At 46.8% G+C, this 24,887-nt stretch carries 21 protein-coding genes; 1 reads left to right on the forward strand and 20 read right to left on the reverse strand.

Annotated elements, in window-relative coordinates:
• Positions 1–44: 44 nt before the first annotated feature.
• The 13 genes from ESP131_RS14285 to ESP131_RS14345 all read right to left on the reverse strand — a co-directional run bounded on the left by ESP131_RS14285 (position 45) and on the right by ESP131_RS14345 (position 15,582).
• Entirely contained in the window at positions 45–1,250 is a 1,206-nt protein-coding gene (locus ESP131_RS14285; protein ID WP_231925645.1) for a glycoside hydrolase family protein, read from the reverse strand.
• 220 nt (positions 1,251–1,470) lie between these two features.
• On the reverse strand, positions 1,471–3,411 hold the full coding sequence (gene thrS / locus ESP131_RS14290; protein ID WP_029342321.1) for a threonine--tRNA ligase: 1,941 nt from the start codon (positions 3,409–3,411) through the stop codon (positions 1,471–1,473).
• A gap of 311 nt (positions 3,412–3,722) precedes the next feature.
• Complete coding sequence (dnaI, locus tag ESP131_RS14295) at positions 3,723–4,640, reverse strand: primosomal protein DnaI (RefSeq protein WP_023469020.1); 918 nt, start codon at positions 4,638–4,640, stop codon at positions 3,723–3,725.
• A gap of 12 nt (positions 4,641–4,652) precedes the next feature.
• Positions 4,653–6,014 carry a replication initiation and membrane attachment family protein gene (locus ESP131_RS14300; protein ID WP_023469021.1) on the reverse strand — a complete coding sequence of 454 codons (1,362 nt, stop codon included), beginning with the start codon at positions 6,012–6,014 and terminating at the stop codon, positions 4,653–4,655.
• Between the two features lie 72 nt (positions 6,015–6,086).
• Positions 6,087–6,563, reverse strand: a complete 477-nt coding sequence (nrdR, locus tag ESP131_RS14305) for a transcriptional regulator NrdR (RefSeq protein WP_023469022.1) — start codon at positions 6,561–6,563, stop codon at positions 6,087–6,089.
• Between the two features lie 13 nt (positions 6,564–6,576).
• Complete coding sequence (locus ESP131_RS14310) at positions 6,577–6,945, reverse strand: hypothetical protein (protein WP_023469023.1); 369 nt, start codon at positions 6,943–6,945, stop codon at positions 6,577–6,579.
• A 107-nt stretch (positions 6,946–7,052) separates the two neighbouring features.
• Positions 7,053–7,439 (reverse strand): adenosylmethionine decarboxylase, encoded by a 387-nt coding sequence (gene speD, locus ESP131_RS14315; RefSeq protein WP_023469024.1) that lies wholly within the window; start codon positions 7,437–7,439, stop codon positions 7,053–7,055.
• A gap of 258 nt (positions 7,440–7,697) precedes the next feature.
• Positions 7,698–8,741 (reverse strand): glyceraldehyde-3-phosphate dehydrogenase, encoded by a 1,044-nt coding sequence (locus ESP131_RS14320; RefSeq protein WP_029342324.1) that lies wholly within the window; start codon positions 8,739–8,741, stop codon positions 7,698–7,700.
• 132 nt (positions 8,742–8,873) lie between these two features.
• Positions 8,874–9,497, reverse strand: coding sequence for a dephospho-CoA kinase (gene coaE / locus ESP131_RS14325; protein ID WP_231925646.1), 624 nt, complete (start codon positions 9,495–9,497; stop codon positions 8,874–8,876).
• On the reverse strand, positions 9,476–10,306 hold the full coding sequence (gene mutM, locus ESP131_RS14330; protein WP_029342326.1) for a DNA-formamidopyrimidine glycosylase: 831 nt from the start codon (positions 10,304–10,306) through the stop codon (positions 9,476–9,478). Before mutM ends, coaE begins: the two co-directional genes overlap by 22 nt.
• A 16-nt stretch (positions 10,307–10,322) precedes the next feature.
• The gene (gene polA / locus ESP131_RS14335) at positions 10,323–12,920 is read right to left on the reverse strand and encodes a DNA polymerase I (protein WP_047393557.1); all 2,598 of its coding nucleotides are present in this window, start codon (positions 12,918–12,920) and stop codon (positions 10,323–10,325) included.
• Positions 12,921–13,132: 212 nt separating this feature from the next.
• The gene (gene pnpS, locus ESP131_RS14340) at positions 13,133–14,866 is read right to left on the reverse strand and encodes a two-component system histidine kinase PnpS (RefSeq protein WP_047393555.1); all 1,734 of its coding nucleotides are present in this window, start codon (positions 14,864–14,866) and stop codon (positions 13,133–13,135) included.
• Positions 14,863–15,582: a response regulator transcription factor gene (locus tag ESP131_RS14345; RefSeq protein WP_029342329.1), complete on the reverse strand. Its 720-nt coding sequence runs from the start codon at positions 15,580–15,582 to the stop codon at positions 14,863–14,865. The genes pnpS and ESP131_RS14345 overlap by 4 nt, the downstream gene beginning before the upstream one ends.
• Positions 15,583–15,793: 211 nt before the next feature.
• Between ESP131_RS14345 and ESP131_RS14350 the strand changes: the two genes are divergently transcribed.
• Positions 15,794–16,219: a divergent PAP2 family protein gene (locus ESP131_RS14350; RefSeq protein WP_047393552.1), complete on the forward strand. Its 426-nt coding sequence runs from the start codon at positions 15,794–15,796 to the stop codon at positions 16,217–16,219.
• A gap of 59 nt (positions 16,220–16,278) precedes the next feature.
• On the opposite strand, the gene ESP131_RS14355 is transcribed toward ESP131_RS14350, so the two are convergent.
• The 7 genes from ESP131_RS14355 to pfkA form a co-directional block, all read right to left on the reverse strand.
• Positions 16,279–17,418, reverse strand: a complete 1,140-nt coding sequence (locus ESP131_RS14355; protein WP_047393550.1) for a zinc-dependent alcohol dehydrogenase — start codon at positions 17,416–17,418, stop codon at positions 16,279–16,281.
• A 452-nt stretch (positions 17,419–17,870) separates the two neighbouring features.
• Positions 17,871–18,809, reverse strand: a complete 939-nt coding sequence (mdh, locus tag ESP131_RS14360) for a malate dehydrogenase (protein WP_047393548.1) — start codon at positions 18,807–18,809, stop codon at positions 17,871–17,873.
• A gap of 22 nt (positions 18,810–18,831) precedes the next feature.
• Complete coding sequence (gene icd / locus ESP131_RS14365; protein ID WP_029342333.1) at positions 18,832–20,106, reverse strand: NADP-dependent isocitrate dehydrogenase; 1,275 nt, start codon at positions 20,104–20,106, stop codon at positions 18,832–18,834.
• A 71-nt stretch (positions 20,107–20,177) separates the two neighbouring features.
• Positions 20,178–21,290, reverse strand: a complete 1,113-nt coding sequence (citZ, locus tag ESP131_RS14370; RefSeq protein WP_047393546.1) for a citrate synthase — start codon at positions 21,288–21,290, stop codon at positions 20,178–20,180.
• A 218-nt stretch (positions 21,291–21,508) separates the two neighbouring features.
• On the reverse strand, positions 21,509–21,979 hold the full coding sequence (locus tag ESP131_RS14375; RefSeq protein ID WP_047393544.1) for a DUF441 domain-containing protein: 471 nt from the start codon (positions 21,977–21,979) through the stop codon (positions 21,509–21,511).
• Between the two features lie 59 nt (positions 21,980–22,038).
• Positions 22,039–23,787, reverse strand: a complete 1,749-nt coding sequence (gene pyk, locus ESP131_RS14380; protein WP_047393542.1) for a pyruvate kinase — start codon at positions 23,785–23,787, stop codon at positions 22,039–22,041.
• A 65-nt stretch (positions 23,788–23,852) separates the two neighbouring features.
• Positions 23,853–24,821, reverse strand: coding sequence for a 6-phosphofructokinase (pfkA, locus tag ESP131_RS14385; protein ID WP_029342336.1), 969 nt, complete (start codon positions 24,819–24,821; stop codon positions 23,853–23,855).
• Positions 24,822–24,887 lie beyond the last annotated feature (66 nt).

The following is a 24,887-nucleotide window of genomic DNA, read 5'->3' on the forward strand; positions in this document are numbered from 1 at the left end:
CACAAGCACCCTTGACTTACGTCTTGGGTGCTTTTTTTTATGTCTTAATATGGGATGAAATCGTAGCGTTCTGCCGTCTTGTACGTGAACTCATTGAGTTTCTTGAACAAGACGATTTGATTGAGACCGACCTGCTTGACCGTATTTTGTTGCATGTAACGTTTTTGTTCTGACGTAAACGTATTATAGATGGGAGCATAACCATTGCTTTGGAACGGTTGCATTTGAATCGCCCGATCCGCATCTTCAAATCGATTGTAGCGAATCGTCCCTCCGACAACTCCTCTACCGAGAATCGTCATCGCTTTTCCATCCGCCCGGTGCACATTTCGAATCGTATTGTAACGAACCGTCGGATTCTTCCAGTTCATCATCGAAATCGCGTAATCCTTTGTTCCGTCAATCGTATTTTTTTCGATCCGGACATTCGTGTGTAATCTATTTTCTGTGTATTGATGTGTGCCAATTGCCACGTTGATATTACGGAACAGGTTATTGCGAATCATGATATCTGCGTTCGGCGTTCCGTCTTGTTTCGACCACTTCCAGTTGAAGCCCTTTGTGATCGGGTCTGGTGTATCGAGATTAATCGATTCATTCGGACCGGTATTCGGGATCATGACGGCGTCGACGAATTTCATGTTTTCGATGACTGCCTTCTTCGTCGCATCAAGTTCCATCGCATGTGAACCTTTTTGATTCCGTACTGTGATGCCGCCGATATACAAGTTTTGATTATGGGCAATGGCGAATGCTGAACCACGCGTATATCGATTCAAGTCGATTTGCGCATTCCCTTTCCCGATGATTTTAACGTTCTGTGAGCCATCATACTTTCCGACCTTTTTGTTCAAACGCAACACGGATGGAGCAACAAGATCAAATACACTAGTCGTCGAACTAATCTTCGTCGTTCCCGTTTCCGTCGTCTTCTTGATGATGACGCCATCTTCCAAGATCACCGTCGTATTGGACGGAATACCGACACGTAGTGGAGACAGGTACGTTCCTTTCGTCAAGACGAGTGTCCCGCCACCCTCTTTTTCAAGACGCTCCAAATAGGAGCGCATCGTATAGTGATTACGCGTCTTTGCGTTATAGGTCGTATATTTACGGATCGTCGGGTCAATTGCTTCTGTTTTTGGTGTGATCCGGTACGTCTTTTTTGTCGTCGCCGCACTCACTTCACCCGGATGAATACCAATCAAAAGTGAAGATGCGATGAACACAGCAAGAGTCGTCTGCTTCATTTTTTGTAACTTCCTTTCCCTTATATCAAAACATTACATCTACTAAAGGTTTATTATAGCATTTATCCAATTAAAGGAAAAAATTTTTTCGGTTATATTGGATAGATTTAGCTGAATGATCTCTCTTTTTCATCGGCATGCTGCTTCTTTCTTTTGATTATCACATCACAAAAAAAGTCCGCCCTACATCAGCAGGACGAACTCTTTCGTGAGACTATCATTATTTTGAACGATTCGCGATTTCTTGTTCTAAGTCGGCGACGAATTGTTCAAGTGATGCATTACTTGAATCTTTTGAACCGTAGCGACGAATATTGACTTCGCGCGATTCGACTTCTTTGTCACCTAAAACAAGCATGACTGGTACTTTGTTGACTTGTGCTTCACGAATCCGGTATCCGAGTTTTTCGTCACGGAAATCTGTTTCAACACGAATTCCCTTCTTCAGTAGGATCGCTTTGATTTCACGGGCATAGTCTTCATGAACTTTAGAAACCGGAATCAATTTCACCTGAACCGGTGCGAGCCATGTTGGGAACGCGCCTTTGTATTCTTCGATCAAGTATGCGACGAATCGTTCCATCGTCGAAACAACACCTCGGTGTAAGACGACCGGACGATGATCTTGTCCGTCATTTCCTTTGTATGTCAATTCGAATCGCTCTGGTAAGAGGAAGTCGAGTTGGACTGTCGAAAGCGTCTCATCTTTACCAAGTGCTGTCCGAACTTGAACGTCAAGCTTCGGTCCGTAGAATGCAGCTTCGCCTTCTGCCTCGAAGTATTCGAGTTCGAGCTCATCCATCGTTTCTTTCAACTCACGTTGCGCCATTTCCCAGATCGCATCGTTATCGAAGTACTTCTCTTTATCCGCTGGGTCACGATACGAAAGACGGAATTTGTAATCTGTAATCCCGAAGTCCGCATAGACTTCTTGAATGAGATGAACGATGGCTTTGAACTCATCCTTCATTTGATCAGGACGGACAAACGTATGTCCATCGTTAAGGACCATGTAACGAACGCGTTGAAGACCAGTCAAGGCACCAGACATTTCGTAACGGTGCATGCCACCAAGCTCCGCAACACGAAGCGGTAAATCACGGTACGAACGTGGTTCATTCTTGTAAACCATCATGTGGTGTGGACAGTTCATTGGACGAAGAACGAGTTCTTCATTGTCCATCTCCATTTTCGGGAACATGTCGTCTTGATAGTGATCCCAGTGACCCGATGTCTTGTATAGATCGACTGAACCGAGGACCGGTGTATAGACGTGCTCATATCCAAGTTCGAGTTCTTTATCGACGATATAACGCTCGACCGTCCGACGGATCGCTGCTCCTTTTGGTAGCCACATCGGAAGTCCTTGACCGACTTCTTGAGAAGTGAAGAACAAGCCAAGTTCTTTCCCGAGCTTACGGTGATCCCGCTCTTTTGCTTCAGCAAGGAAGTGGAGATGTTGTTTCAACTGATCTTTTGTCGCCCATGCTGTACCGTAAATCCGTTGTAACATCTTGTTTTTTGAATCGCCACGCCAGTAAGCACCAGCAATGCTCATCAATTTGAAGACTTGTAGCTTCGCTGTCGCTGGAACGTGTGGTCCACGGCAGAGATCGAAGAATTCGCCTTGACGGTAAATTGTCAAATCCTGATCAGCAGGAATCGACTCGATCAATTCGACTTTCAACGGATCATTGAGCTCTTTATAGATCGCGAGTGCTTCGTCACGAGAGACGACTTCGCGTTCGATCGGCAAGTTTTCACCCGCGATTTTATTCATCATCTTCTCGATTTCCGGAAGATCCTCTTCTGTCAGGCGACGTTCCATATCGATATCATAGTAGAAACCATTCTCGATTGTCGGTCCGATTCCAAGATGAATCGTTTCATCCGGATATAGACGTTTGATGGCTTGTGCCATCAAGTGAGCCGATGAGTGACGAATCAAGTCGAGCCCTTCTTCTGAATCCGGCATAATCAATTCGATTGTACCGTCCTCTTCGATTGGACGACGGTAATCGATTGCGTGCCCGTTTAGTTTTGCAGCAAATGCTTTTTTACGAAGTCCTGGGCTGATTGAAGCAGCGACTTCTTCTGCTGTCGTACCGACTGCGAATTCCTTTACGGCGCCGTCTGGAAATGTAAGTGCGATGTTTGACATGACTGTTTCCCCCTTTAACAAAATAAAAAAGACTCATCCCTAAAAAGGGACGAGTCTTAATCTCGTGGTACCACCCTCGTTCCCGGACCATATACTGGTTCGGCTCGAACACGCGTTAACGGGCGTGAAGCGCAAACGGATTAGCCCCGTTCGTGCTATGAGGGAGTAAAGACATGAATGATGCCATGAGAAGCTTCCACCGCTCTTCTCTCGCTAGTTTGGTTCATTTCATACTTCATATCCTCAATCGTTGCATCGTCTATTGACGTGTCATTAGTATAACGAATCCGTCGCTTCCTTGACAAGGAAAATTAGTAGCGACGTCGATTTTCACCGAGGAACTCGATCGGTTGTGTCGTCGTCCGAATCCGTTCCATCAATCGTGCGGCCTTTAACTTATCGCCTTGATCGTTCGTAATCCCAAAATGGAGTTCGAGTTCATCGTAAGATAAGTTCGAGCTGAACAATGTCGGCAGACGATGCATCATCCGATATTGCAAAATGATTCCGAACAACTCATCTCGTACCCACGGACTGATCGATTCTGCGCCGATATCATCAATCAATAAGACCGGAATCGTTTGGAATCCTTCAAGAAACGTATCGAACGAGTCAGACCGAATCCGCCGTTTCGCTTCAGCGACGAACCCAGGAGCATGGACAAGAATCGTTGCAATCCGTTCTTTCTTTAGTGCATTCCCGATCGCAGCCAAGAGATACGTTTTCCCGACACCAAAGCTACCGTGCAGGTACAGTCCCTTTACATGCTCTTTTGAGCGCAGATGATTGAGGAACTGCGACGCCGCACGTAAAGCGAGCTTCCGGTCCGTCGTCGACAAGTCAAAATCACTGAAGTTCGCATCGCGCACTTCGTCCGGCAGGAACAGACTCTTGAACTTTTTCTCAAGTGCACGTTCATCTTCTCGGTCTTTGAGTGCTTGCGACTTTTCATATGAAACGACGATTTGTCCTTTTTCGACGTGCAGGATCGGCTGATAGCCTTCGATGACGGCTTTACTTTCAATCAGTCGATTCCCATCCATCTGTTCCGCGTATTCGTTCAGTTTGAGCATACCCCGCTCGATCATCCGTTGATCAATCTCTGGATGGGTCCGTAAGAACATGACGACCCCCGGATGAGACAACACCCGTTGTTGAATCGCTCGAACCGATTCTGCGACGTCCGGTCGACTTAATATTTTTTCGATAGATGATTGGATATGTTCCATGTCCCGACTCCTTTAGTTCCCCTTCAGTTCTCGTAAGATTCGTTCCATCTCTTCATCGTCTGGAACATCTGCTTCGAAACTCGCTTTTTTAGAGGCTTCATACTGTTGCTGCTTCGCCTTCTCTTCTTGCAACCACTTCGGATTCGGACCGCCGTTCGTATTGCTCGTCCGTCCCCGACGTCCACCGACAGTCTGACGCGCACGTTCTTGTTTTTGCTCCTGCTTCTTCGCAATTAAGTCATCCTGCTCCTGTGTCTTCGCCAGCGCCTCGGATGCTGTCACGTATCCCTTCTGTTTCCAATCATCAACAATTGATAAGAGGAAGTTCTTACTGAAGCGATTGTCTTTTTTGACGACAAGCGCATAGTAGTAGGCGGCATTGACAATCCCGGATGACATTTCATAATCGATGATCAATTGCTGGATCAATTCTTCATCCCGTTCAGACAATGCTTTGACTTTTCGCAACTTCGCGACATAATGCTTCGGATGGGTACTTTCCATCGTTTCCGTCGCTTCAACGTCTCCGACCTCAATCGTGTCGAGTGAGGCGACCTTCGCTTTTTTCTCTCGGCTGAGCTTTTGTTTCGCTGACAACATCATCTGTTTGCAACGTTCTTGTTTCTCAGCATCGGTCATCGGCAAGTACGCTTCGTGGCGGAAACGGGCATTCAATAGTTCCGCCATCAGCGCTTCATTCGACTGCGTGACGTAAGCAAGCTTCACGAGCAGATGATCGATTGCCTTTGAGTAAAATGTTCGTGGCAAGAAACGATCCGTCTGTCGCTTCATCTCTTCTAGGTCAAACGAATAATCAAATTCATATACTGCTCGTTCCTGTTTGGCATAGGCTTTCGGCTGATGCGCGGAAGCAAGACCAGCTTTCACATCGAACACTTGATCAAACCTGACCGTCCGATCAACGATGTTCTTCGGAAGCGGTTCTGTCCGGAAACGATGCTGGAGGGAGCGGAAACGAATTTCACCGACGCGGTAAAATAGCAGACTCGATAACACCCCGTCATTCAAGAAAGTGTTCGGCGCGAGCGGCACCCGGATTTGATAGATGTAGCGATACGCGGCTTGGCGCGCTTCGAACGTCCGGATCAAACCGATGCCTTCTAGCTTGAATAACTCTTCCTTGAATTCATCGACGGAAAAACCGAGTAGTGTTCCGAGTTCCGCATGGGAGATGTATTGGGATTTTGTTTTTCCTGGAATCATCTCGCTCCAAAACGTTTGATAAAGTCCAAGTGCTTTGACGCCGATGATCGGCTGGTACAAATAATATAAAGATTGATAGGCTTCACGGTCGACGACACCATTGCTCATCACTAAGCAAAGATCGGTACCGGAAAGTTCACGTTCTACCATCTGACTCGTCCTTTCCTTAGGGAGAAAAAGAGAGGTACGCTGACCGGACAGACGACCTCTCTTATATCACGTTCAATTTTCACGGTCATTTTCTTGATGTCGCTCCATCAGCTCAGAAAGCTCTTGGAAGAAGACATTGATGTCCTTGAATTGTTTATAGACACTCGCAAAGCGAACGTATGCCACTTCATCGACGGAAGCTAGTTCATTTAACACGAGACGCCCGACCTGCTCACTTGGAATCTCATGCTGAGCTGTCGCTCGTAATGCCTTTTCGACTCGACTGACGACTGTTTCTAACTGTTCAATTGAAATCGGTCGTTTTTCACAGGCACGCACTAGTCCCCGCAAAATTTTATCACGATTGAACTCGTCGCGCGTTCCGTCTTTCTTTACGATGATTAAAGGGGTCTGTTCGACCATTTCGAAAGTCGTAAAGCGATAACCGCAAGACTCACATTCACGTCTCCTCCGAATCGAACCGAAATCCTGGACCGGTCTTGAGTCCAGTACTTTTGTTCCGTTAAAATTACAGGCTGGACAGCGCATGCCGTACCTCCGTTCACGTGATTTCTTTTGTTCCAATCATTTTTAATCGGTATCCCGCATCAAGTGAGGCATAGATTCGCTCGATGTGTTTTTCGAGATCAGGTCCGAGAAGACTCTCACGATGTAAGAATAGATCGACGGCCGTACGTCCGCCCGCCACCATGATGACGGTCGCGAGTCCGTCGACTTCTTTTAATGTAAAAGCGAGTTCTCCACGTTCCGCGTCAACACGACGCACCGTCCCACCCTCTTGCTTTAAGATATTTTCTAAACCAGCAAACAACATCTCGACCGTTGCTGCGTAATAGTGTGTGCGTAGATTTTCGTTTTTATGTGTATCGGATGTCTCTAGCTGTTTTTGTAAGCGTTCCTTCAGTCCCATGGTCATCCTCTTTTCTTTGTTTCTTCTACTATTAAGAATAACAGACGTCAGACATATTAAAAAGCCCTCGTCTGAACGACGAGGGCTTGACGAATTCGTGTGTGTTGTCAGTTGACGTGCTGGACAGTAGCCGCTGGAACTTGAACTGGTCCCATACCACGTGGAATTTCGACATTTTCACGGATTTTCGCATCGAGCTTTTCAGCAATGTAGTTCGCTGCGATGGCTGGATCGATCCGATCCCCACAAGTAAAGACATCAACCGATGCATACCCGTGCTCTGGGAAACTGTGAATCGTCAAGTGCGATTCAGAGATAATGACGACGCCACTGACGCCGTGTGGTGCAAACTTGTGGAATGCTACTTCTCGTACTTCTGCACCTGCTTGAAGTGCTGCGTCAACGAAAAGTCGTTCAACGAATTCCATGTCGTTCAATTTTTCAGGATTACAATCCCAAAGTTCTGCAATAATGTGTCTTCCCATAGTATCCATTTGTGGATCCCCCCTACATTCAATGGTCTTCAAAGTAGTTGATCACTTACTTTGCGCCTGAGTCGTTCGCACCCACGGGGGAAAGTTAGTCCAGAGAGGTCCTAACCCTTTAAGCTGCGATTGCCAGACCGATTGAAGTTCACGATTTGAATTATAGCGAGTATCAAAAAGATACACAAGGATAAATTTCAAAAATTAATACATTTCTAGAAAAAAAACGGGACAGGTCCCGTCGTTACTGGGATCTGCCCGTTGTCATTAATTCAATTCAAGTTCTTTTTCAACCGTTCCCATCGCCTCTAAGTGCGCCGAAACAAGGTGTACGAGGTCGACGACGCGGCAGGAGTAACCCCACTCATTATCGTACCAAGCGAGGACCTTCACTTGACGACCACCCATGACCATCGTCGAGAGTCCATCGACGACCGTCGAACGCTCTTCTCCGTTGAAGTCGATCGAGACGAGCGGTTCCATCGTCATTCCGAGAATACCGTCAAGCGCACCGTCCGCTGCTTTCGTGAACGCTTCGTTCACTTCAGCAACCGTCGTATCGCGACTAACTTCGACGACGAGATCGACGAGTGAGACGTTCGGTGTCGGAACACGAAGCGCGAGTCCATTCAATTTCCCTTCCAAGTGTGGCAAGACGAGTGCGATTGCCTTTGCTGCACCTGTCGATGTTGGAATGATGGATGATCCACATGCGCGGGCGCGTCGTAAATCCTTATGCGGATTGTCAATATTATTTTGATCATTCGTAAACGCATGAACCGTCGTCACGAGACCGGATTCGATTCCGAATGCCCGGTCGATGACTTGCACGACAGGTGCGAGACAGTTCGTCGTACACGATGCGTTCGAGACGATAGCATCTGTTTCATGATCATACATGTCGTCATTGACACCCATGACGATCGTTCGGACATCCCCTTTAGCAGGTGCCGTGATGACGACCTTTTTTGCGCCTGCCACTAAATGCTTCGCAGCACCCGTATCTGAGTTGAACTTTCCTGTCGCTTCGACGACGATATCGATGCCGAGTTCCCCCCACGGCAATAGCTCAGGATTGCGTTCACTGACGATTTGAATTTGTCTTCCGTCAACCATCAACGCCCCATCGATGATGTCGACCGGATAATTGAATTTCCCATGTACCGTGTCGTACTTGATTAAATGTGCGAGTGTTTCGACTGGATAACTTGCATTGATTGCTACGACTTCGCTTTTCCCCTCAGCGATCAGACGTCGAAAGACCATTCGACCAATTCGACCAAAACCATTGACTGCCACCTTGACTCCCATGTGCGGATCCCCCTTCAATGTGACGGATGTAGCTCCGTTTACAGATAGAACTATATCATGAAATGTAAGCGATTTCATTATGTTCTCTAAAAAAAGTGAGAGAAGATGGAAACTTCTCTCACTTCACACTTTTTATGTGTCACTCTCATGATTGCCGGTGTCATATAACGCTAACCATTTATCGATTTGCTGATATAACGAATCAAGACTCCCATCATTGAAGAACACATCATCCGCGAGCTCTTTTTTCTGTTCAATGCTAAGTTGCGAATGAATACGTGCATATGCTTCTGCTTCCGATAGATCATTACGTTGCATCAATCGTCTTAACTGCATATCTTCTGGGCAATAAACGACTACGACACGGTCGAACAGCGTCCGCCAATCGCCTTCAAGTAATAACGGAATATCAAATACGACGAGCGAATGTCCTGAACGTTCATAGGCATCTGCTTCATTAAGCATCTGTCGTCGAATACTCGGATGCATCAACTGATTCAGCTGTTGTCGTTTTTCGCTATCCTGAAAAATGATTTGTCCGAGTTTCGGACGGACGAGACGTTCCTCCTCGAATGCTTCCGGGAAAGCCAACTTGACCGCCTCATATGCTCGCCCTCCTGGCTCAACGACTTCTCGCGCAACGAGATCCGCATCGATGACCGCTATTCCTTTTTGCTTCAGATAGCTAGAAACCGTACTTTTACCGGTAGCGATACTGCCCGTCAGACCAACCCTCATAAGGCGACCTGTTGGCATGTCGGACAGAAGTGCGTTCCTCGTCCGCCGACTTTAATTTTTTCAATGGCAGTACCGCAACGGGAACACGGTTCGCCCTTTTGACCGTATACCGCGAGTTGAAGCTGAAACTCACCTTTTCCGGAAGGTGAGACATAACTTCGGATCGTACTTCCCCCTGCTTCTACCGCTTGTCGTAAGACGTCGACACCGGCTTGATGAATACGTGAGATATCATCAAGCGTCAAGGCACCAGCCTTCGTCAATGGATGGACGCGTGCCGCATGAAGGGTCTCATCGACATAGATGTTACCGAGACCAAGGAAGATGGACTGATCCAGCAATGCCGTTTTGATTGGACTTCTTTTTTTACGAATTAAATTCTCTGCTAACACTTCTGCTGTGAACTCCGGATCAAACGGTTCGCGCTCCAGCTGTGCCAGTGGAGCAGTCTGCATTGCTGTTTCCTTATCACGCAATTCCATCGTTCCGAACTTCCGGACATCATTGTAATGCAGCTCCGAACCATCCGTGAATCGGAAGACGACATGGGTATGTTTATCCCGCTCGACCGGTTGCGGATACGGGAAGTACTTCCCTTCCATCCGCAAATGACTGACGAGATAAAAACGATCAAAATCAAAGAGTAGGAACTTACCGCGACGTTCGACGCGTTCGATCCGTTCTTGATGTAAGGCATCTGCAAATGGTGCCACTTCCATCCCCCGAATCATTTTCGGGTGGTAGACTTTGACGGAAGAGACTGTTTTTCCAGAGACCGAACGTTCTAAACTGCGGCGAACGGTCTCGACTTCAGGTAATTCAGGCACGTCTATTCCTCCTTGCTTACTTCGTTTCGTACCACGTATGTCCTGCGCCCCCATCGACGCGTAACGGTACGGATAGTTCGACGGTCTGCTCCATCGCTTGTTTGACAAGCGCTTGTAAGGCTTCAAGTTCTTCGTCCGGTGCTTCAAAAATCAATTCATCGTGTACTTGTAGTAACAAACGTGCTTTTAAATCTGATGCTTGTAAGGCAGCATGCACATCAAGCATCGCTTTTTTAATGATATCCGCAGCCGAACCTTGAATCGGCGTATTGATTGCCGTACGTTCCGCAAAACCACGTAAATTGAAGTTTTTCGAATTGATATCCGGGATGTTGCGGCGCCGGTTCATCAACGTTTCGACGAATCCATTCGCTCGTGCCGTCTCGATCGCCGTATCCATGAACTGTTTGATTTGCGGGAACAGCTCGAAATAACGATCGATGAACGATTGTGCTTCCTTCCGCGTGATGTTCAAGTTTTGTGACAGTCCATAATCGCTGATTCCATAAATGATGCCGAAGTTGACGGCTTTCGCCTGACGCCGCATGTTTCCTGTGACATCCTCCGGTTCAACACCAAAGACACTACTTGCGGTTTGAGTATGGATATCCTCATCATGTAAGAATGCATCGACAAGCGTCTGATCCTGCGACATATCGGCCATGACACGTAGTTCGATTTGTGAATAATCGGCAGCATACAGTGACCAGCCTGCTTCACTTGGAACGAAGGCTTTTCGAATCTTCCGTCCTTCTTCAATCCGAATCGGGATATTCTGAAGGTTCGGATTGACCGAACTTAAACGGCCTGTCTGGGCAATCGTCTGAGCAAAACGGGTATGAATCTTTCCGTCTTCCTTGATGACTTTTTGTAAGCCTTCGACATACGTCGACTGTAATTTTTGGAGCTCCCGGTACAACATGATGTGATCAATGACCGGATGCAACGGACGCAGTTTTTCAAGAACGTCTGCGGCAGTCGAATAGCCGGTCTTTGTTTTTTTGAAGGCTGGTAGTTCGAGTTTTTCAAACAGAATCACACCGAGTTGTTTCGGTGAATTGATATTGAACGACTCACCTGCAGCTTCAAAGACCAACGTTTCAAGTTCTGTAAGACGCCCGGCAAGATCCGCTTGCATCGATTGGAGCGTCGCGACGTCGACACGAATCCCAGTCCACTCCATCTCAGCAAGGACACCTGATAGCGGACGTTCCAGTGTTTCATACAGCTCATATTGCTGATTCGCCTTCAACTCTTCCCGGACTTTCGGAAACAATAATTCGATCATCCGTGCCTTCTCTGCAAGATAAGGGTGTAATACGTCATCCGCTGGGGCTAGACGTTTTGCTCCCTTGCCGAGGACCGCTTCTTCGTTCGGTGCCATCAATGCATAATGACCAGCAATTGAAGCGAGCGTCGTGCCGCCACTTAAATTCAATAAGTAACCAGCTAATAACAAATCCTCATAACCGTTTAAGGTTAAGCCATGCTTACGCAATGCGAATGCGACTTGTTTGGCATCGAGACAAATCTTCCGATGTTCTGACTCGATCCATTGGCGGAATGCCGGATCCTCGACGAGCGTTGGAGCAGCAACATAGATCGTGTCAGGCGTCGCGATCGCAAACCCGATGATGTCTTCTTCCATGTAATCCTCTCGCAGCTGTTCAGCAAGCAACACCGCATCGGTGACGTCTTCAGGAAGTGACGTAATCGTCACGACGTTCAACTGCTCTTTATCCTCTTCTTTGACGACAGGGGCGAATCGATTCGTCAACGACTTGAAGCCGAGCGACTGGAACAACGAATAAGGAACTTGGGTATCAATGTCGCGAATTTGCAAATCCTCTAGCGTCGTCTCGAGCGGGACATCGACTTTAATTGTCGCGAGTTCTTTCGATAATCGTGCTAGCTCTTCGTTCGCGATGACTTTTTCCTTCTGCTTCCCTTTTAAGTCCTCGACGTGCTCATACAGTCCTTCGACAGAACCATATGCCGAAATCAATTTAACCGCCGTCTTTTCACCAATCCCAGGAATCCCTGGAATATTATCCGACTTATCCCCCATTAATCCTTTCAGATCAATCATTTGAATCGGCTTTAGACCACCATACGTCTCAGCGAACAGTTCCTCAGTCATGCACTGGACGTCCGTAATCCCACGCTTCGTGATCAAGACTTCGATCTTATCCGTGACAAGTTGAAGTAAATCTTTATCTCCAGTGACGATCCGCGTCCGATCCGTCGGCATCGTTCGTGCGAGCGTACCGATCAAATCATCCGCCTCATAGCGATGAAGTTCCATCATTTGAATACCGAGCGCTTCGCAGATGTCCCGGACGATCGGGAATTGTTCACGTAGTTCGGACGGTGTCTTTTCGCGACTTCCTTTATACTCCTGATAGACATCGTGACGGAACGTTTCACTCGAAGCATCAAAGGCAACGAGCATATGGGTCGGTTGTTCTTCCTCGAGCAACTTCAATAACATCATCGTAAAGCCATAAGCTGCGTTCGTATTTCGTCCTTGCGCATCCGTCATTGGTGGTAAGGCGAAAAACGCCCGATAGGTCAACGAGTTCCCATCAATCAATAGCAATTTATTTTCCATCATCTACGCCCCTTTAATCGATTTTCTGTTCCTATTGTATCACTCTACACACATTTGTTCGCTAAAAATGACCAAAAAAAGACGATTGACTCACGGAGAGTCAACCGCCAAGGGCATGACGACATGGGAGCTGATCCAGTCGCCATACAGATGATGAAGAAGGTACTTTCATCATAAGATACGTCTATTAAGGAAATGTGAATCCACTGTGAAATTCAGCCATGTTTTGGTAAACGAATCGTAAACGTCGTTCCTTTCTGTTCTTCTGAAGCGACTTCGATTTCACCGTGGTGTAGGTCGACGATATGTTTGACGATGGCTAGTCCGAGACCCGTTCCCCCGGAATTACGGCTTCGTGCCTTATCGACGCGATAGAAACGTTCGAAGATCCGTTGGGTTTCTTTCGGATGAATGCCAATTCCGTCATCTTTGATGATGAGCTGGACAGACTCTTCTCCATCCTCAAGCTGAATCCAGACGTTGCCACCGTTCGGCGTATAATTCAGCGCATTCGCAACCAAGTTGACGACGACCTGTTTTAATCGATTCAGATCTGCCCGAATGAAGACTTCTTCTTCCGTTTCGATATGAATCGTCATCTCTTGTTCTGTTGCTCGTCGGTGCAGGAGTGCTGCAGTTTCCCGAACGAGACTCGTCACATCAACGATTGCGGTCTCGAGCTGATAGTTATCTTGTTCTAAACGAGAAAGCTCGAGCAAGTCTTCCACCAATGTTTGCATCCGTTCCGATTCATCGTGGATGATCCGTAAGAACTGCTCTCGGATTTCCGGAACATCTTGTGCACCATCGAGTAACGTTTCCGCAAATCCTTTAATGGACGTCAATGGTGTCTTTAATTCGTGGCTGACATTCGCAACGAAATCTTTACGCATCTGTTCCAGCTTTTTGATTTCCGTGATGTCGTTAAAGACGACAGTCGTTCCCTGCACTCGACCGTTCTTATCAAAAATCGGAGCAGCACTGACCATGAACGTCCGACTGTTGATGCCAAATCGGACACTCGATTGTTTCCGGTTCGGTTTTTCCGTCAGATAGACATCTTCAATCACCTGGCTCATCTTTTCGTTTGGAAGTACACGATAGTACAGCTTCCCGCTAGACGGTTCATGAATGTTGAACATTTCTCGGTACGTTCGGTTGACGAGTAGGACGTAGCCCTTCTCATCAATCAGCATGAGACCAGCTCCCATGTACTCGATCAAGGATTCGAGACGTGCCCGTTGCATCGCTTCACCAGACGATGCGTTCTCGAGATTGCGCGCTAATAGATTGATGGAGCGCCCTAAATCGCGTGATTCGTCAGGTGCCGATAACTCATAGACACGGGACTTGTAATTTCCATGTGATAGTTCGTGCAAGACATCGGTTGCCTCCGCGATCGGTCGCAGGAATCGTTTTGTCGAACGATAAATCGTCAAGAAGATAACCAATAACGACGCAACGAGAGAAAGGATGATGACCGTCCAAATCCGTGAATAAATGACGTTCAAGTCTTTTGCATAACGAATAAAACTGACATACACCTCACCACCGTCCGCTGTCGGAACAGGCTTCGTGAATTGAACGACACTATCATCTGTTTTCGATTCAAACGTTCCCTCATCAGGAATCGCTGAAAAATTGAGGGTCGCGACTTTCAGTTTCGTGACATCAACCGGTGTACCGGCAATGATCTCACCCCGACCATTAAATAAAATCATGTCGAAGTTCGATTCAGCGTACAATTGATTCACGTACTGGGCCATTTCAGAAACATCGCGCCCTTGTAAGATCGTCTCAACAAGAGAAGTCTCATCCATCAATTTTTCTTTTTCATTTTGGACATAGAACTCCTTGAAGGATTGTCCAAGTAAGAAACCGAGTGCAATCAGCACGAGACTGATGAACGAAAACATTTTAAAGATAAATCGCTTGCGATACTTACTCATTCCGATTTCGGCTCCTCCATCTTATACCCGAGACCACGAATTGTTTTGATGTAAATCGGTTTTTTCGTATTCGGCTCGATTTTTTCACGGACATGACTAATATGCACATCCACGATTCGTGTATCGCCGACGAAATCATAGTTCCAGATTGCGGATAACAGTTGATCTCGTGTCAGGACACGTCCCTTATTTTTAGCAAGGTATACGAGCAGTTCGAATTCTTTAGGTGTTAGTTCAAGACGCTCTTCTGCTTTGAAAGCTTCATAGTTATCTGGAACGATTTTGACATCACCAATCAGAATCGTCCCATCCGTCACTTCTTCCGAAGGTGTTGTCTGATGACTCATTCGTCGTAAAATTGCTTTCACACGGGCGACGACTTCACGTGGGCTAAATGGTTTTGTCAGATAATCGTCCGCACCGAGTTCAAGACCAAGGACTTTATCGAACTCATCATCCTTTGCTGTCAACATCAAGATCGGCGTATTGATTTTCTGTTGGCGTAGCCGTTTACATACTTCCAGACCATCGAGTTCCGGCAACATGAGATCTAGTACAATCAATGCGGCATCTTGCTTCTCCGCTAATTTTAAACCTGACATCCCATCATGTGCCGTTTCGACGACGAAACCAGCTTGTTCTAGATTAAACTTCAATAGTGTTGCGATCGACAATTCATCATCTACCACGATAATTTTATCTTTCAAACCTTGCATCCCCCTCAAGTTTCGTTCTTTCGAATGAGGAATTCCGTGGAATCCGCTTCGTCTGTCTTCATCTTACCGACTTTCACAGGAAAATCACAAATCTTTCTGCTGTTTCTTTACATAATCTTTAAAGGAGATGCCGAATCCAACTAGATCGTTCGTGTAAAAGCTAATAAAACGGGGAATCAATACATATCGTTAATTGTAGGAGGTAGAATGTATGGAATGGAATCATCCCCTTTTTGCAGCCATTACGGCATGGTTTATCGCTCAAGCAGCGAAGCTTGTCACAAGTTTGGTACGGACACGAAAGTTCGACCTGGAAATCATGTTTGCTTCTGGTGGTATGCCTAGTTCACATAGTTCGACTGTCGTCGCTCTAGCCGTTGTCATCGGTTTTCAGGAGGGGTTCTCATCATCGATTTTCGCACTGGCCGTCATCTTTGCGACGATCATCATGTATGATGCGACAGGTGTCCGGCAAGCTGTCGGTGTTCAGGCAAAACTACTCAATGATTATTTCAAAGGGATTCGCCATGAGACTCCTCTCCTGAATGAGCTCGTTGGTCATACCGAGTTTCAAGTGTTCGTTGGTCTCCTGCTCGGACTAGCCGTCGGTCTTCTATGGCCCGTCTTCTTTTTTTAATCCTATGATGTACAACAGCCCATCCAAAAATCGGATGGGCTGTTTGAGTATGAGATAGCTTATGGTTTCAAGACGACCTTGATACATCCATCTGTCCGATCATTAAATGTCTGATAGGCAGACGCAGCATCATCTAGTGCGACTTGGTGCGTTACGATATCTGTTGGATCAAATTCCTTGTTGATGATTTTCTGGAACAGTTCCGGCATTAAATGGACGACTGGTGCTTGTCCCATTTTCAGCGTAATATTTCGGGTAAAGAAATCGCCAAGCGGGAACTGATTATATTTCTTAGCATAGACGCCCGTCAACTGTACAGTACCAAATTTCCGGACAGCATCCTTTGCAATATCAATGGCACTCAACGTTCCACCTTGCAGACCAATCTTTTGTTCAATTTTTTCTACAGGGGACATCTTCCCATCAAAACCGACACAATCAATGACGACGTCTGCCCCACCCTGTGTCAGCTCTTTAATATACGCACCACTTTCTGCGTGATCTGAGAAATTCACTGTCTCGACTTTATTCGTGACTTTGGCATGATTTAATCGATACACTTGATCATCCACCGCAATGACTCGCTTTGCCCCTTGCATCCATGCAAATTTTTGTGTCATTAGTCCAACTGGTCCTGATCCGAGTACGACGACCGTATCTCCTTTTTTCACACCCGCATGCAAGACGCTCCAATACGCCGTAGGTAAAACGTCAGATAAGAACAATAATGCCTCATCTTCCAGTTCACACGATTCAGGAATCACAAGTGGCATGAAATTTCCGAACGGAACTTTTAAATATTCCGCCTGACCACCGGGATGTCCACCAAACTCTTCTGTAAAACCGAAGTACCCACCTGTATCGACATGGGGATTTCCATTCGAGTTATCACATTGGCTCTCCATGTCATGTTCACAAAAGAAACAGTGACCACAAGCAACGTTAAACGGTAACACGACGCGGTCTCCTCGTTTGACTTTCGTCACACCTGGTCCCACTTCTTCAACGATGCCCATCGGTTCATGACCAATGACATAGTCTTTGTGAGCCGGCATATTCCCCTGATAGATGTGTAGATCCGAACCACAAATGGCAGTCGATGTGATTTTTACGATGATGTCATCGTTTTTTTCAATCGATGGATCCTTTACTTGCTTGACTTGGACATCTTTTGTTCCTTGGTACGTTACGGCGCGCATGTAAAATCCCCCTTAGTGGAATAGAATGACGTACCTTTGTCCTTACCCTAATATTAGCATTCTCTCTACATGTTTATTAAAATTGGAACTTTTCTCCTACATGTATCCTATGCTATGAAATAAGACATTCTACACAATTAGCACAGGAATGAAAGGAGGCACTCGCGTGGCACGCTGTACTGTTTGTCGTCAAAATTGGTCTGCTCGAACAATCTATCGATTAATCTGGTCTGCCCATGTAACTTGTCCACACTGTCAGAATCCGCAGCACCTACATATGGAGCATCAAGGTCACTTCCTCCGGATTGGTTATTTGGTTCCTTGGCTGACGTTCCTTCTTATACTAGTCTGTCCTTGGTATGCTAAGTTATCGCACTATGCTTCTCCTCATCGGTTATGACGAGACAAAAAAGACGAACTTGTCGAAAGTGACAAGTTCGTCTTTTTTAAATTCAGGATTTTAATAAGTCGAGTACAGAGCGGACAGTAGATGCAGAGCGATTCAAAGCCTCTTGCTCCTCAGTCGTCAGTTCGAGTTCATAGATATGCTCGACACCGTTTCCGCCGAGAATGACAGGTACGCCGAAATACATATCGTCATATCCGTATTCACCTTCGAGGTAAGCGATTGCCGGAAGAATACGTCGCTGGTCCTTCAAGATCGCTTCGACCATCTCAGCGATTGCCGCTGCAGGTGCATAATAAGCAGAGCCGTTTCCGAGTAACTGAACGATTTCACCGCCGCCTTTACGGGTCCGGTCAACGATCGCATCCAGTCGTTTTTTCGATACGAGCTTCTCGATTGGGATTCCTCCCGCCTGAGAATAGCGCAGTAGCGGTACCATATCATCTCCGTGTCCTCCGAGCACGAATCCCGATACATCCTTCACAGAAACGTTCAGCTCCTCTGCTAAGAATGTCCGGAAACGTGCCGTGTCGAGGACACCGGATTGACCGATGACACGCTCTTTCGGAAAACCAGATGCTTGATAGACCGTATAAGTCATCGCATCGACAGGATTCGTCAAAACGATGATGATCGATTCTGGTGCATGCGCGACAATTTCCTTCGTCACAGCTGTCATGACGGCAGCATTCGTACTCACGAGGTCTTCGCGGCTCATACCTGGCTTCCGAGCGATACCCGCAGTGATGACGACGATATCTGCACCTTTAATGTCTGCATAATCCGATGTCCCTTTTACTGAAGCATCAAACCCGAGGATCGGCGCTGCTTCTTGCATATCGAGCGCCTTTCCTTTCGTCGGATTCTCTTGCTCTGGTCGGTCGACGAGGACGACATCACCTAGCTCTTGCTGGGCAAGATAGAGTGCCGTCGTCGCTCCTGTAAAGCCACTTCCTATGACTGCGATCTTCTTCCGTCTGTTCATCGACTCATTCCTCCTGATCGGATTACATGTTTTTGATGAGTTCGTCCGCGAATTCAGAACACTTCACTTCAGTCGCACCGTCCATGAGACGCGCGAAGTCGTATGTGACGACTTTCGTTTCAATCGATGTTTCCATCGATTTGATGATGAGATCTGCCGCTTCGTTCCAGCCGAGGTGACGGAACATCATTTCGCCTGACAAGATGACAGATGATGGGTTTACTTTATCAAGTCCAGCGTATTTCGGTGCTGTACCGTGAGTTGCTTCAAAGATTGCGTGACCTGTCATGTAGTTGATGTTTGCTCCAGGTGCGATTCCGATACCACCGACTTGTGCAGCAAGTGCATCCGAAATGTAGTCACCGTTCAAGTTCATTGTTGCAACGACATCAAACTCTTTTGGACGAGTCAAGATTTGTTGTAAGAAGATATCAGCGATTGAATCTTTTACGATCAACTTACCAGCAGCTTCTGCGTCTGCTTGTGCTTTGTTGGCAGCATCTGTTCCTTCTTCTTCCTTGATGCGATCGTACTGGTTCCAAGTGAAGACGTGCTCTGCGTATTCACGCTCAGCAAGTTCATAGCCCCAGTTTTTGAAAGCACCCTCAGTGAACTTCATGATGTTTCCTTTATGAACGAGCGTCAATGAAGCACGTTTGTTTTCAAGTGCGTATTCGATTGCTGCACGAACAAGGCGTTCTGTTCCCTCTTTTGAAATCGGTTTGATTCCAAGACCAGATGTCTCAGGGAAGCGGATTTTATTGACACCCATTTCGTTTTGAAGGAACTCAAGCAGTTTTGCAGCGCCTTCGCTGCCTTCTGCGTATTCAATTCCTGCGTAGATGTCTTCAGTATTTTCACGGAAGATGACCATGTCTGTATCTTCTGGGCGTTTAACCGGTGAAGGAACACCTGTGAAGTAACGAACTGGACGAAGACATGTGTACAAATCAAGCTCTTGACGTAGAGCAACGTTCAACGAACGGATTCCGCCGCCGACTGGTGTCGTAAGTGGTCCTTTGATTGCGATGATGTGCTCACGGATGAGATCGAGTGTCTCTTCTGGTAACCAGTTGCCTGTTTTGTTGAATGCTTTTTCACCAGCGTAGACTTCTTTCCATTCGATTTTCTTCTCACCGTTGTATGCTTTTTCAACTGCTGCATCAAACACACGTACAGCTGCGTTCCAGATGTCAGGTCCTGTTCCGTCACCAATGATGAACGGAATGATTGGAGCGTTTGGAACTTGAAGTGTACCGTTAGTTACTGTGATGTTTTCGCCTTGAAGTGTAGCCATGTCTAAAAATCCCCCTTAAGTAATTGTAATCTACATCAAAAATCAGGAGAGGATTGCTCCTCCCCGTCCTTTTAACGTTCTTCGATGGACACGTATGTCCGGTGCGTTTCACCCGTGTAGTCTGCACGCGGGCGAATCAGACGGTTATCGCTATACTGCTCTAAAATGTGCGCCAACCAACCTGACATCCGACTTACTGCAAAGATTGGAGTGAATAGTTCTGTATCAAGTCCAAGTGCATGGTACGTAGAAGCGGAATAGAAATCAACATTTGGTTTCAATCCTTTTTCCGATTGGACGATTTCGTCGATCTTAACTGACATCTCATACCATTTCGGCTCCCCGATTTGAGCAGTCAGCTGACGGCTCATTTCTTGAAGATGCTTCGCACGTGGGTCGCCGTCCTTGTAGACACGGTGACCGAAGCCCATGATTTTTTGCTTGTTCTCAAGTTTATTATGAACATACTCGTCAACCTTTTCAACCGAATCAATTTCTAACAACATCTTCATGACGGCTTCGTTCGCGCCACCGTGAAGTGGTCCTTTTAACGCGCCCATCGCTGCCGTCACACCTGAGTAGACGTCAGAGAGTGTCGCGACACAAACGCGTGCCGTGAACGTCGAAGCGTTCAACTCGTGATCAGCGTGAAGAACGAGCGCTTGGTTGAAGGCTTTTTCTGCAACTTCCGTTGGCTCCTCACCCGTCAACATGAACAAGAAGTTTCCTGCGTATGATAGACCTGCTTTAGGTGCAATCGGCTCTTGTCCTTTTTTGATACGGGCGTAAGCTGTGACGAGTGTTGCGATTTGTGCCTGTAATTTGATGGCTTTAGCGTAATTCGCCTCAGTCGACATATCTTCTGATGTCTCATCGTAAAGCGCGAGTTGAGAGAGCGCTGTTCGAATCGTCGCCATCGCATTCGCCGACTTCGGTGCTGCCTTCATCGTTTCAAGAACGGCAGTCGCAACCGTTGCTTCGGAAATGAGTGCTTCCGATAGTTGCTTCAATTCCTCTTCTTTTGGTAGACGGTCGTTCCACAATAAGAAGACGACTTCCTCAAATGAGGCGTGCTCCGCCAAATCATCAATCGTATAACCGCCATACGTCAATTGACCATCGATAATCGAACTGATTTTCGATGAAGTCGCGACGATTCCTTCTAAACCTTTAGTTTGCGTCATGACAATAATCCCCCTTTTTTTCCCCAGAAATTTAAAACGCTTTCATTTCCGTATTGAAAAAAAGACGTCCACTCAAGAGTCGTTCCCCATGCTTGTAGCGCTGTACTCTTGAATAGACCATCTTGTTTCTGTTCTTAGTATAAACAAAATTACCCAAAAAGTGAATGAACTTGCATACTATTATCAAAAAATTAATTCAGTTACTTTGCTGATTCGGCTCATCCTGTGAACGCTTTTGCGATGACATCCCACATTCCGATGACGAGCGCCGCGATTCCAGCACCAATCAGCGGACCAACAGGTACTCCCCGGAAGAGCCCGACGGCGAGAATCGTTCCAGCTAGCAAGGCTGTCGTCACGAGTGGATCTTCTTTCATCAGTCCAACACCGTGTGCTGCGACGATTGCAACAAAAATTCCTGATAAAAATGAGATGATGCCGATATGTCCCCGAATGCTTTGGAGCAACTCCTTAAAGCCTATATCCCCTGTTGCAATCGGTACAAGAATTGCTGCTGTGATCAATGTGACGCCCCACGTGATTCCTTTTGCCTGTAAGGAAGGAAACAGTCTACCATCCAGCCCGATTGCCTTGATGATCAATAGGAAGGCTGCAGCGATGATCAATGATTTATTTTGTGCGATGACCCCGATGAAGACGAGGGCAATCAAAAAAAGATAAGCTTCCATACGTCCTCCTCGTACAAAAAAAGACGGACATGACCTAAGTCACGTCCGTCATGAATGGTTTATGCGTTATACAGTTTACCTGTCAATGGATCGATTGAGATCATTTGACCGTCTTTGAAGACTGTCAATGCATCTTCGACACCAACGATAACCGGTTTACCGAGTGATGGTCCAACGATTCCAGCGTGGCTTGTCAATCCGCCATCAACTGTGATCATCGCTACAGCCATCTCGATTGCAGGCATCATGTCACGATCTGTTGAGTTCGTAACGAGAATCATGCCTGGCTTCGCTTTAGAGTTTGCTTCCTCAGCGTTGTTTGCGATGACGACTTCGCCAACGACTCCACGTTCACCGATCCCACGACCGTTTGCGATCTCTTTACCGACGATGTGGATTTTCAACATGTTCGTTGTACCAGCAGTCAAAGCAGGGATACCTGCTGAGATGACGACGAGATCACCATCTGTGACGAAACCAGCGTCTTTTGCTGTGTCCGCAGCAAGTGTCAACATGTCATCCGTGTTGTCTGAAAGATGATCAACGACGATTGGGTACACGCCCCATACGATGTTCAACTGACGTGCGACACGTGCGCTTGGTGTAACCGCAACGATGTTCGGCTCCGGACGGTATTTCGAGATACGTGCAGCCGTGTAACCCGATTGTGTCGGTGTCAAGATTGCTTTTGCGTCCAAGTTGATCGCAGTGTGCGTAACCGCTTGAGCGATCGCATCCGTTACTGTGTGCTCACTACGTGTCTGACGATCTTTCAATAAGAGCTTGTAGTCGAGCATTTTTTCTGTACGTTTTGCGATTGAGTGCATCATTTGGACAGATTCGATTGGGTAGTCCCCTGCTGCTGTCTCACCTGAAAGCATGATTGCATCCGTACCATCAAGAATCGCGTTCGCGACGTCTGATGCTTCAGCACGTGTTGGACGTGGGAAACGTTGCATCGAGTCGAGCATTTGTGTTGCTGTAATGACTGGTTTACCAAAGTCGTTACAAAGCTTGATCAAGTCTTTTTGAGTTGGCGTAACTTCTTCCGTTGGGATCTCGATACCGAGGTCACCACGCGCTACCATTAAACCGTCTGAAATCGCAAGGATTTCTTCGATGTTATCGACACCTTCTTGGTTCTCGATTTTCGGGAAGATCTTGATGTGGCTCGCGTTGTTTTTCTCAAGCAATTGACGAATCGCAACGACGTCTGACGCACGGCGTACGAAAGATGCCGCGATCAAATCGATATCGCTCTTGATACCGAACTCGATATCAGCGATATCTTTTTCTGTCAAAGCAGGAAGGTTAACCTTCACGTTTGGCAAGTTAACGCCTTTTTTCGTTTTGATGACGCCTTCGTTTTCGATTGAACAACGAAGCTCACGGTTCGGAAGTTTTTCAGTGACACGAAGACCGATGAGACCGTCATCAAGCATGATCATCGAACCGACTTCAACATCATCGTAAAGTCCTTCGTATGTGACAGAAAATTTATCTTTCGTTCCGACGATTTCGTTTGCATCACCACTGACGATGATGACTTCTTGTCCACGTTCGAGAAGCGCTTTTCCTTCTTCAAACGAATGTGTACGGATTTCCGGACCTTTCGTATCGAGAAGAATCGTAACGATTTTGTTTGCTTCTTCTGCTGCACGACGGATATCCGTGATTCGTGCACCGTGCTCTTCATAATCGCCGTGTGAGAAGTTCAAACGAGCGACGTTCATACCTGCTTCGATCATTTCTGGAAGACGTTTTTCTGACGCCGGTCCAATCGTACATACAATTTTAGTTCTACGCATATTCCATAAACCTCCTACGGTGTTTGGCCAAGTTCTCTTGTCCATTCCAATCCTATCGACGTTCGTTAAATCGAAAGCTGTTTTGAAAGCTCGAGAATATCAAGATCCAGCTCGTGTTTATTTTCGTCGAGTGCCTCATCGATATCGAGATCGATCATCTTACCACCACGTACACCTACGACACGTCCTTGCTTTCCTTGAAGTAGGATTTCGATAGCATGTGCACCCATCCGACTTGCAAGTACACGGTCCGCTGCCGTTGGTGCTCCACCACGTTGAACGTGACCAAGAACCGTGACGCGTGTATCAAGACCTGTTTCTTTTGCGATCGCGTCTCCCACGTCCTGAGCACGACCTGCCCCTTCAGCGACGATGACGATCGAGTGTTTTTTACCGCGATTGACACCACTTTGAATGCGATCAAGGACTTCTTTTAAATCTTCAGGACGCTCGGGAACAAGAATCGATTCTGCTCCACCAGCAAGTCCTGCATATAATGCGATATCACCTGCATCGCGCCCCATGACTTCAATGACATACGTCCGCTCATGCGACGATGCCGTATCACGGATTTTATCGATCGCTTCAAGCGCCGTGTTGAGCGCTGTATCAAAGCCGATCGTATAGTCTGTTCCAGGGATATCGTTATCAATCGTACCTGGAAGTCCAATTGTCGGGAAGCCAAGTCCTGTCAATTTTTGGGCACCACGATACGACCCGTCTCCGCCTACGACGACGAGTGCATCAATTTCAAATTTCTTAAGATTGACGACCGCTTTTGCTCGTCCTTCTTCTGTGCGGAACTCAGGGCAACGTGCTGAACGTAGGAACGTTCCGCCTCGTTGAATAATGTCACCAACTGATCCAAGGTTCAACTGGACGATGTCCCCGTTGATTAATCCTTGATAGCCGTTATAGACACCAAATACTTCTAAGCCATGAAAAATCGCTTTACGCGTGACAGCACGCACCGCGGCATTCATACCTGGTGCATCGCCGCCACTCGTTAAGACAGCAATCCGTTTTAAACTCACGTTAATCACCTCTCCATTAATCTGAATCTAAAATAGCACGTTGTTTTCTTGTTTTACAACAGGGCA

It is taken from the genome of Exiguobacterium sp. U13-1 (assembly GCF_001750115.1).
GTDB lineage: Bacteria > Bacillota > Bacilli > Exiguobacteriales > Exiguobacteriaceae > Exiguobacterium_A > Exiguobacterium_A acetylicum.

What these genes read in the sequence shown, in the direction of transcription:
- ESP131_RS14285 (WP_231925645.1), bottom strand. Translation starts at nt 1,250, where the DNA reads ATGAAGCAGACGACTCTTGCTGTGTTCATCGCATCTTCACTTTTGATT.
- thrS (WP_029342321.1), bottom strand. Translation starts at nt 3,411, where the DNA reads ATGTCAAACATCGCACTTACATTTCCAGACGGCGCCGTAAAGGAATTC.
- dnaI (WP_023469020.1), bottom strand. Translation starts at nt 4,640, where the DNA reads ATGGAACATATCCAATCATCTATCGAAAAAATATTAAGTCGACCGGAC.
- ESP131_RS14300 (WP_023469021.1), bottom strand. Translation starts at nt 6,014, where the DNA reads ATGGTAGAACGTGAACTTTCCGGTACCGATCTTTGCTTAGTGATGAGC.
- nrdR (WP_023469022.1), bottom strand. Translation starts at nt 6,563, where the DNA reads ATGCGCTGTCCAGCCTGTAATTTTAACGGAACAAAAGTACTGGACTCA.
- ESP131_RS14310 (WP_023469023.1), bottom strand. Translation starts at nt 6,945, where the DNA reads ATGGGACTGAAGGAACGCTTACAAAAACAGCTAGAGACATCCGATACA.
- speD (WP_023469024.1), bottom strand. Translation starts at nt 7,439, where the DNA reads ATGGATACTATGGGAAGACACATTATTGCAGAACTTTGGGATTGTAAT.
- ESP131_RS14320 (WP_029342324.1), bottom strand. Translation starts at nt 8,741, where the DNA reads ATGGGAGTCAAGGTGGCAGTCAATGGTTTTGGTCGAATTGGTCGAATG.
- coaE (WP_231925646.1), bottom strand. Translation starts at nt 9,497, where the DNA reads ATGCCAACAGGTCGCCTTATGAGGGTTGGTCTGACGGGCAGTATCGCT.
- polA (WP_047393557.1), bottom strand. Translation starts at nt 12,920, where the DNA reads ATGATGGAAAATAAATTGCTATTGATTGATGGGAACTCGTTGACCTAT.
- pnpS (WP_047393555.1), bottom strand. Translation starts at nt 14,866, where the DNA reads ATGAGTAAGTATCGCAAGCGATTTATCTTTAAAATGTTTTCGTTCATC.
- ESP131_RS14345 (WP_029342329.1), bottom strand. Translation starts at nt 15,582, where the DNA reads ATGCAAGGTTTGAAAGATAAAATTATCGTGGTAGATGATGAATTGTCG.
- ESP131_RS14350 (WP_047393552.1), top strand. Translation starts at nt 15,794, where the DNA reads ATGGAATGGAATCATCCCCTTTTTGCAGCCATTACGGCATGGTTTATC.
- ESP131_RS14355 (WP_047393550.1), bottom strand. Translation starts at nt 17,418, where the DNA reads ATGCGCGCCGTAACGTACCAAGGAACAAAAGATGTCCAAGTCAAGCAA.
- mdh (WP_047393548.1), bottom strand. Translation starts at nt 18,809, where the DNA reads ATGAACAGACGGAAGAAGATCGCAGTCATAGGAAGTGGCTTTACAGGA.
- icd (WP_029342333.1), bottom strand. Translation starts at nt 20,106, where the DNA reads ATGGCTACACTTCAAGGCGAAAACATCACAGTAACTAACGGTACACTT.
- citZ (WP_047393546.1), bottom strand. Translation starts at nt 21,290, where the DNA reads ATGACGCAAACTAAAGGTTTAGAAGGAATCGTCGCGACTTCATCGAAA.
- ESP131_RS14375 (WP_047393544.1), bottom strand. Translation starts at nt 21,979, where the DNA reads ATGGAAGCTTATCTTTTTTTGATTGCCCTCGTCTTCATCGGGGTCATC.
- pyk (WP_047393542.1), bottom strand. Translation starts at nt 23,787, where the DNA reads ATGCGTAGAACTAAAATTGTATGTACGATTGGACCGGCGTCAGAAAAA.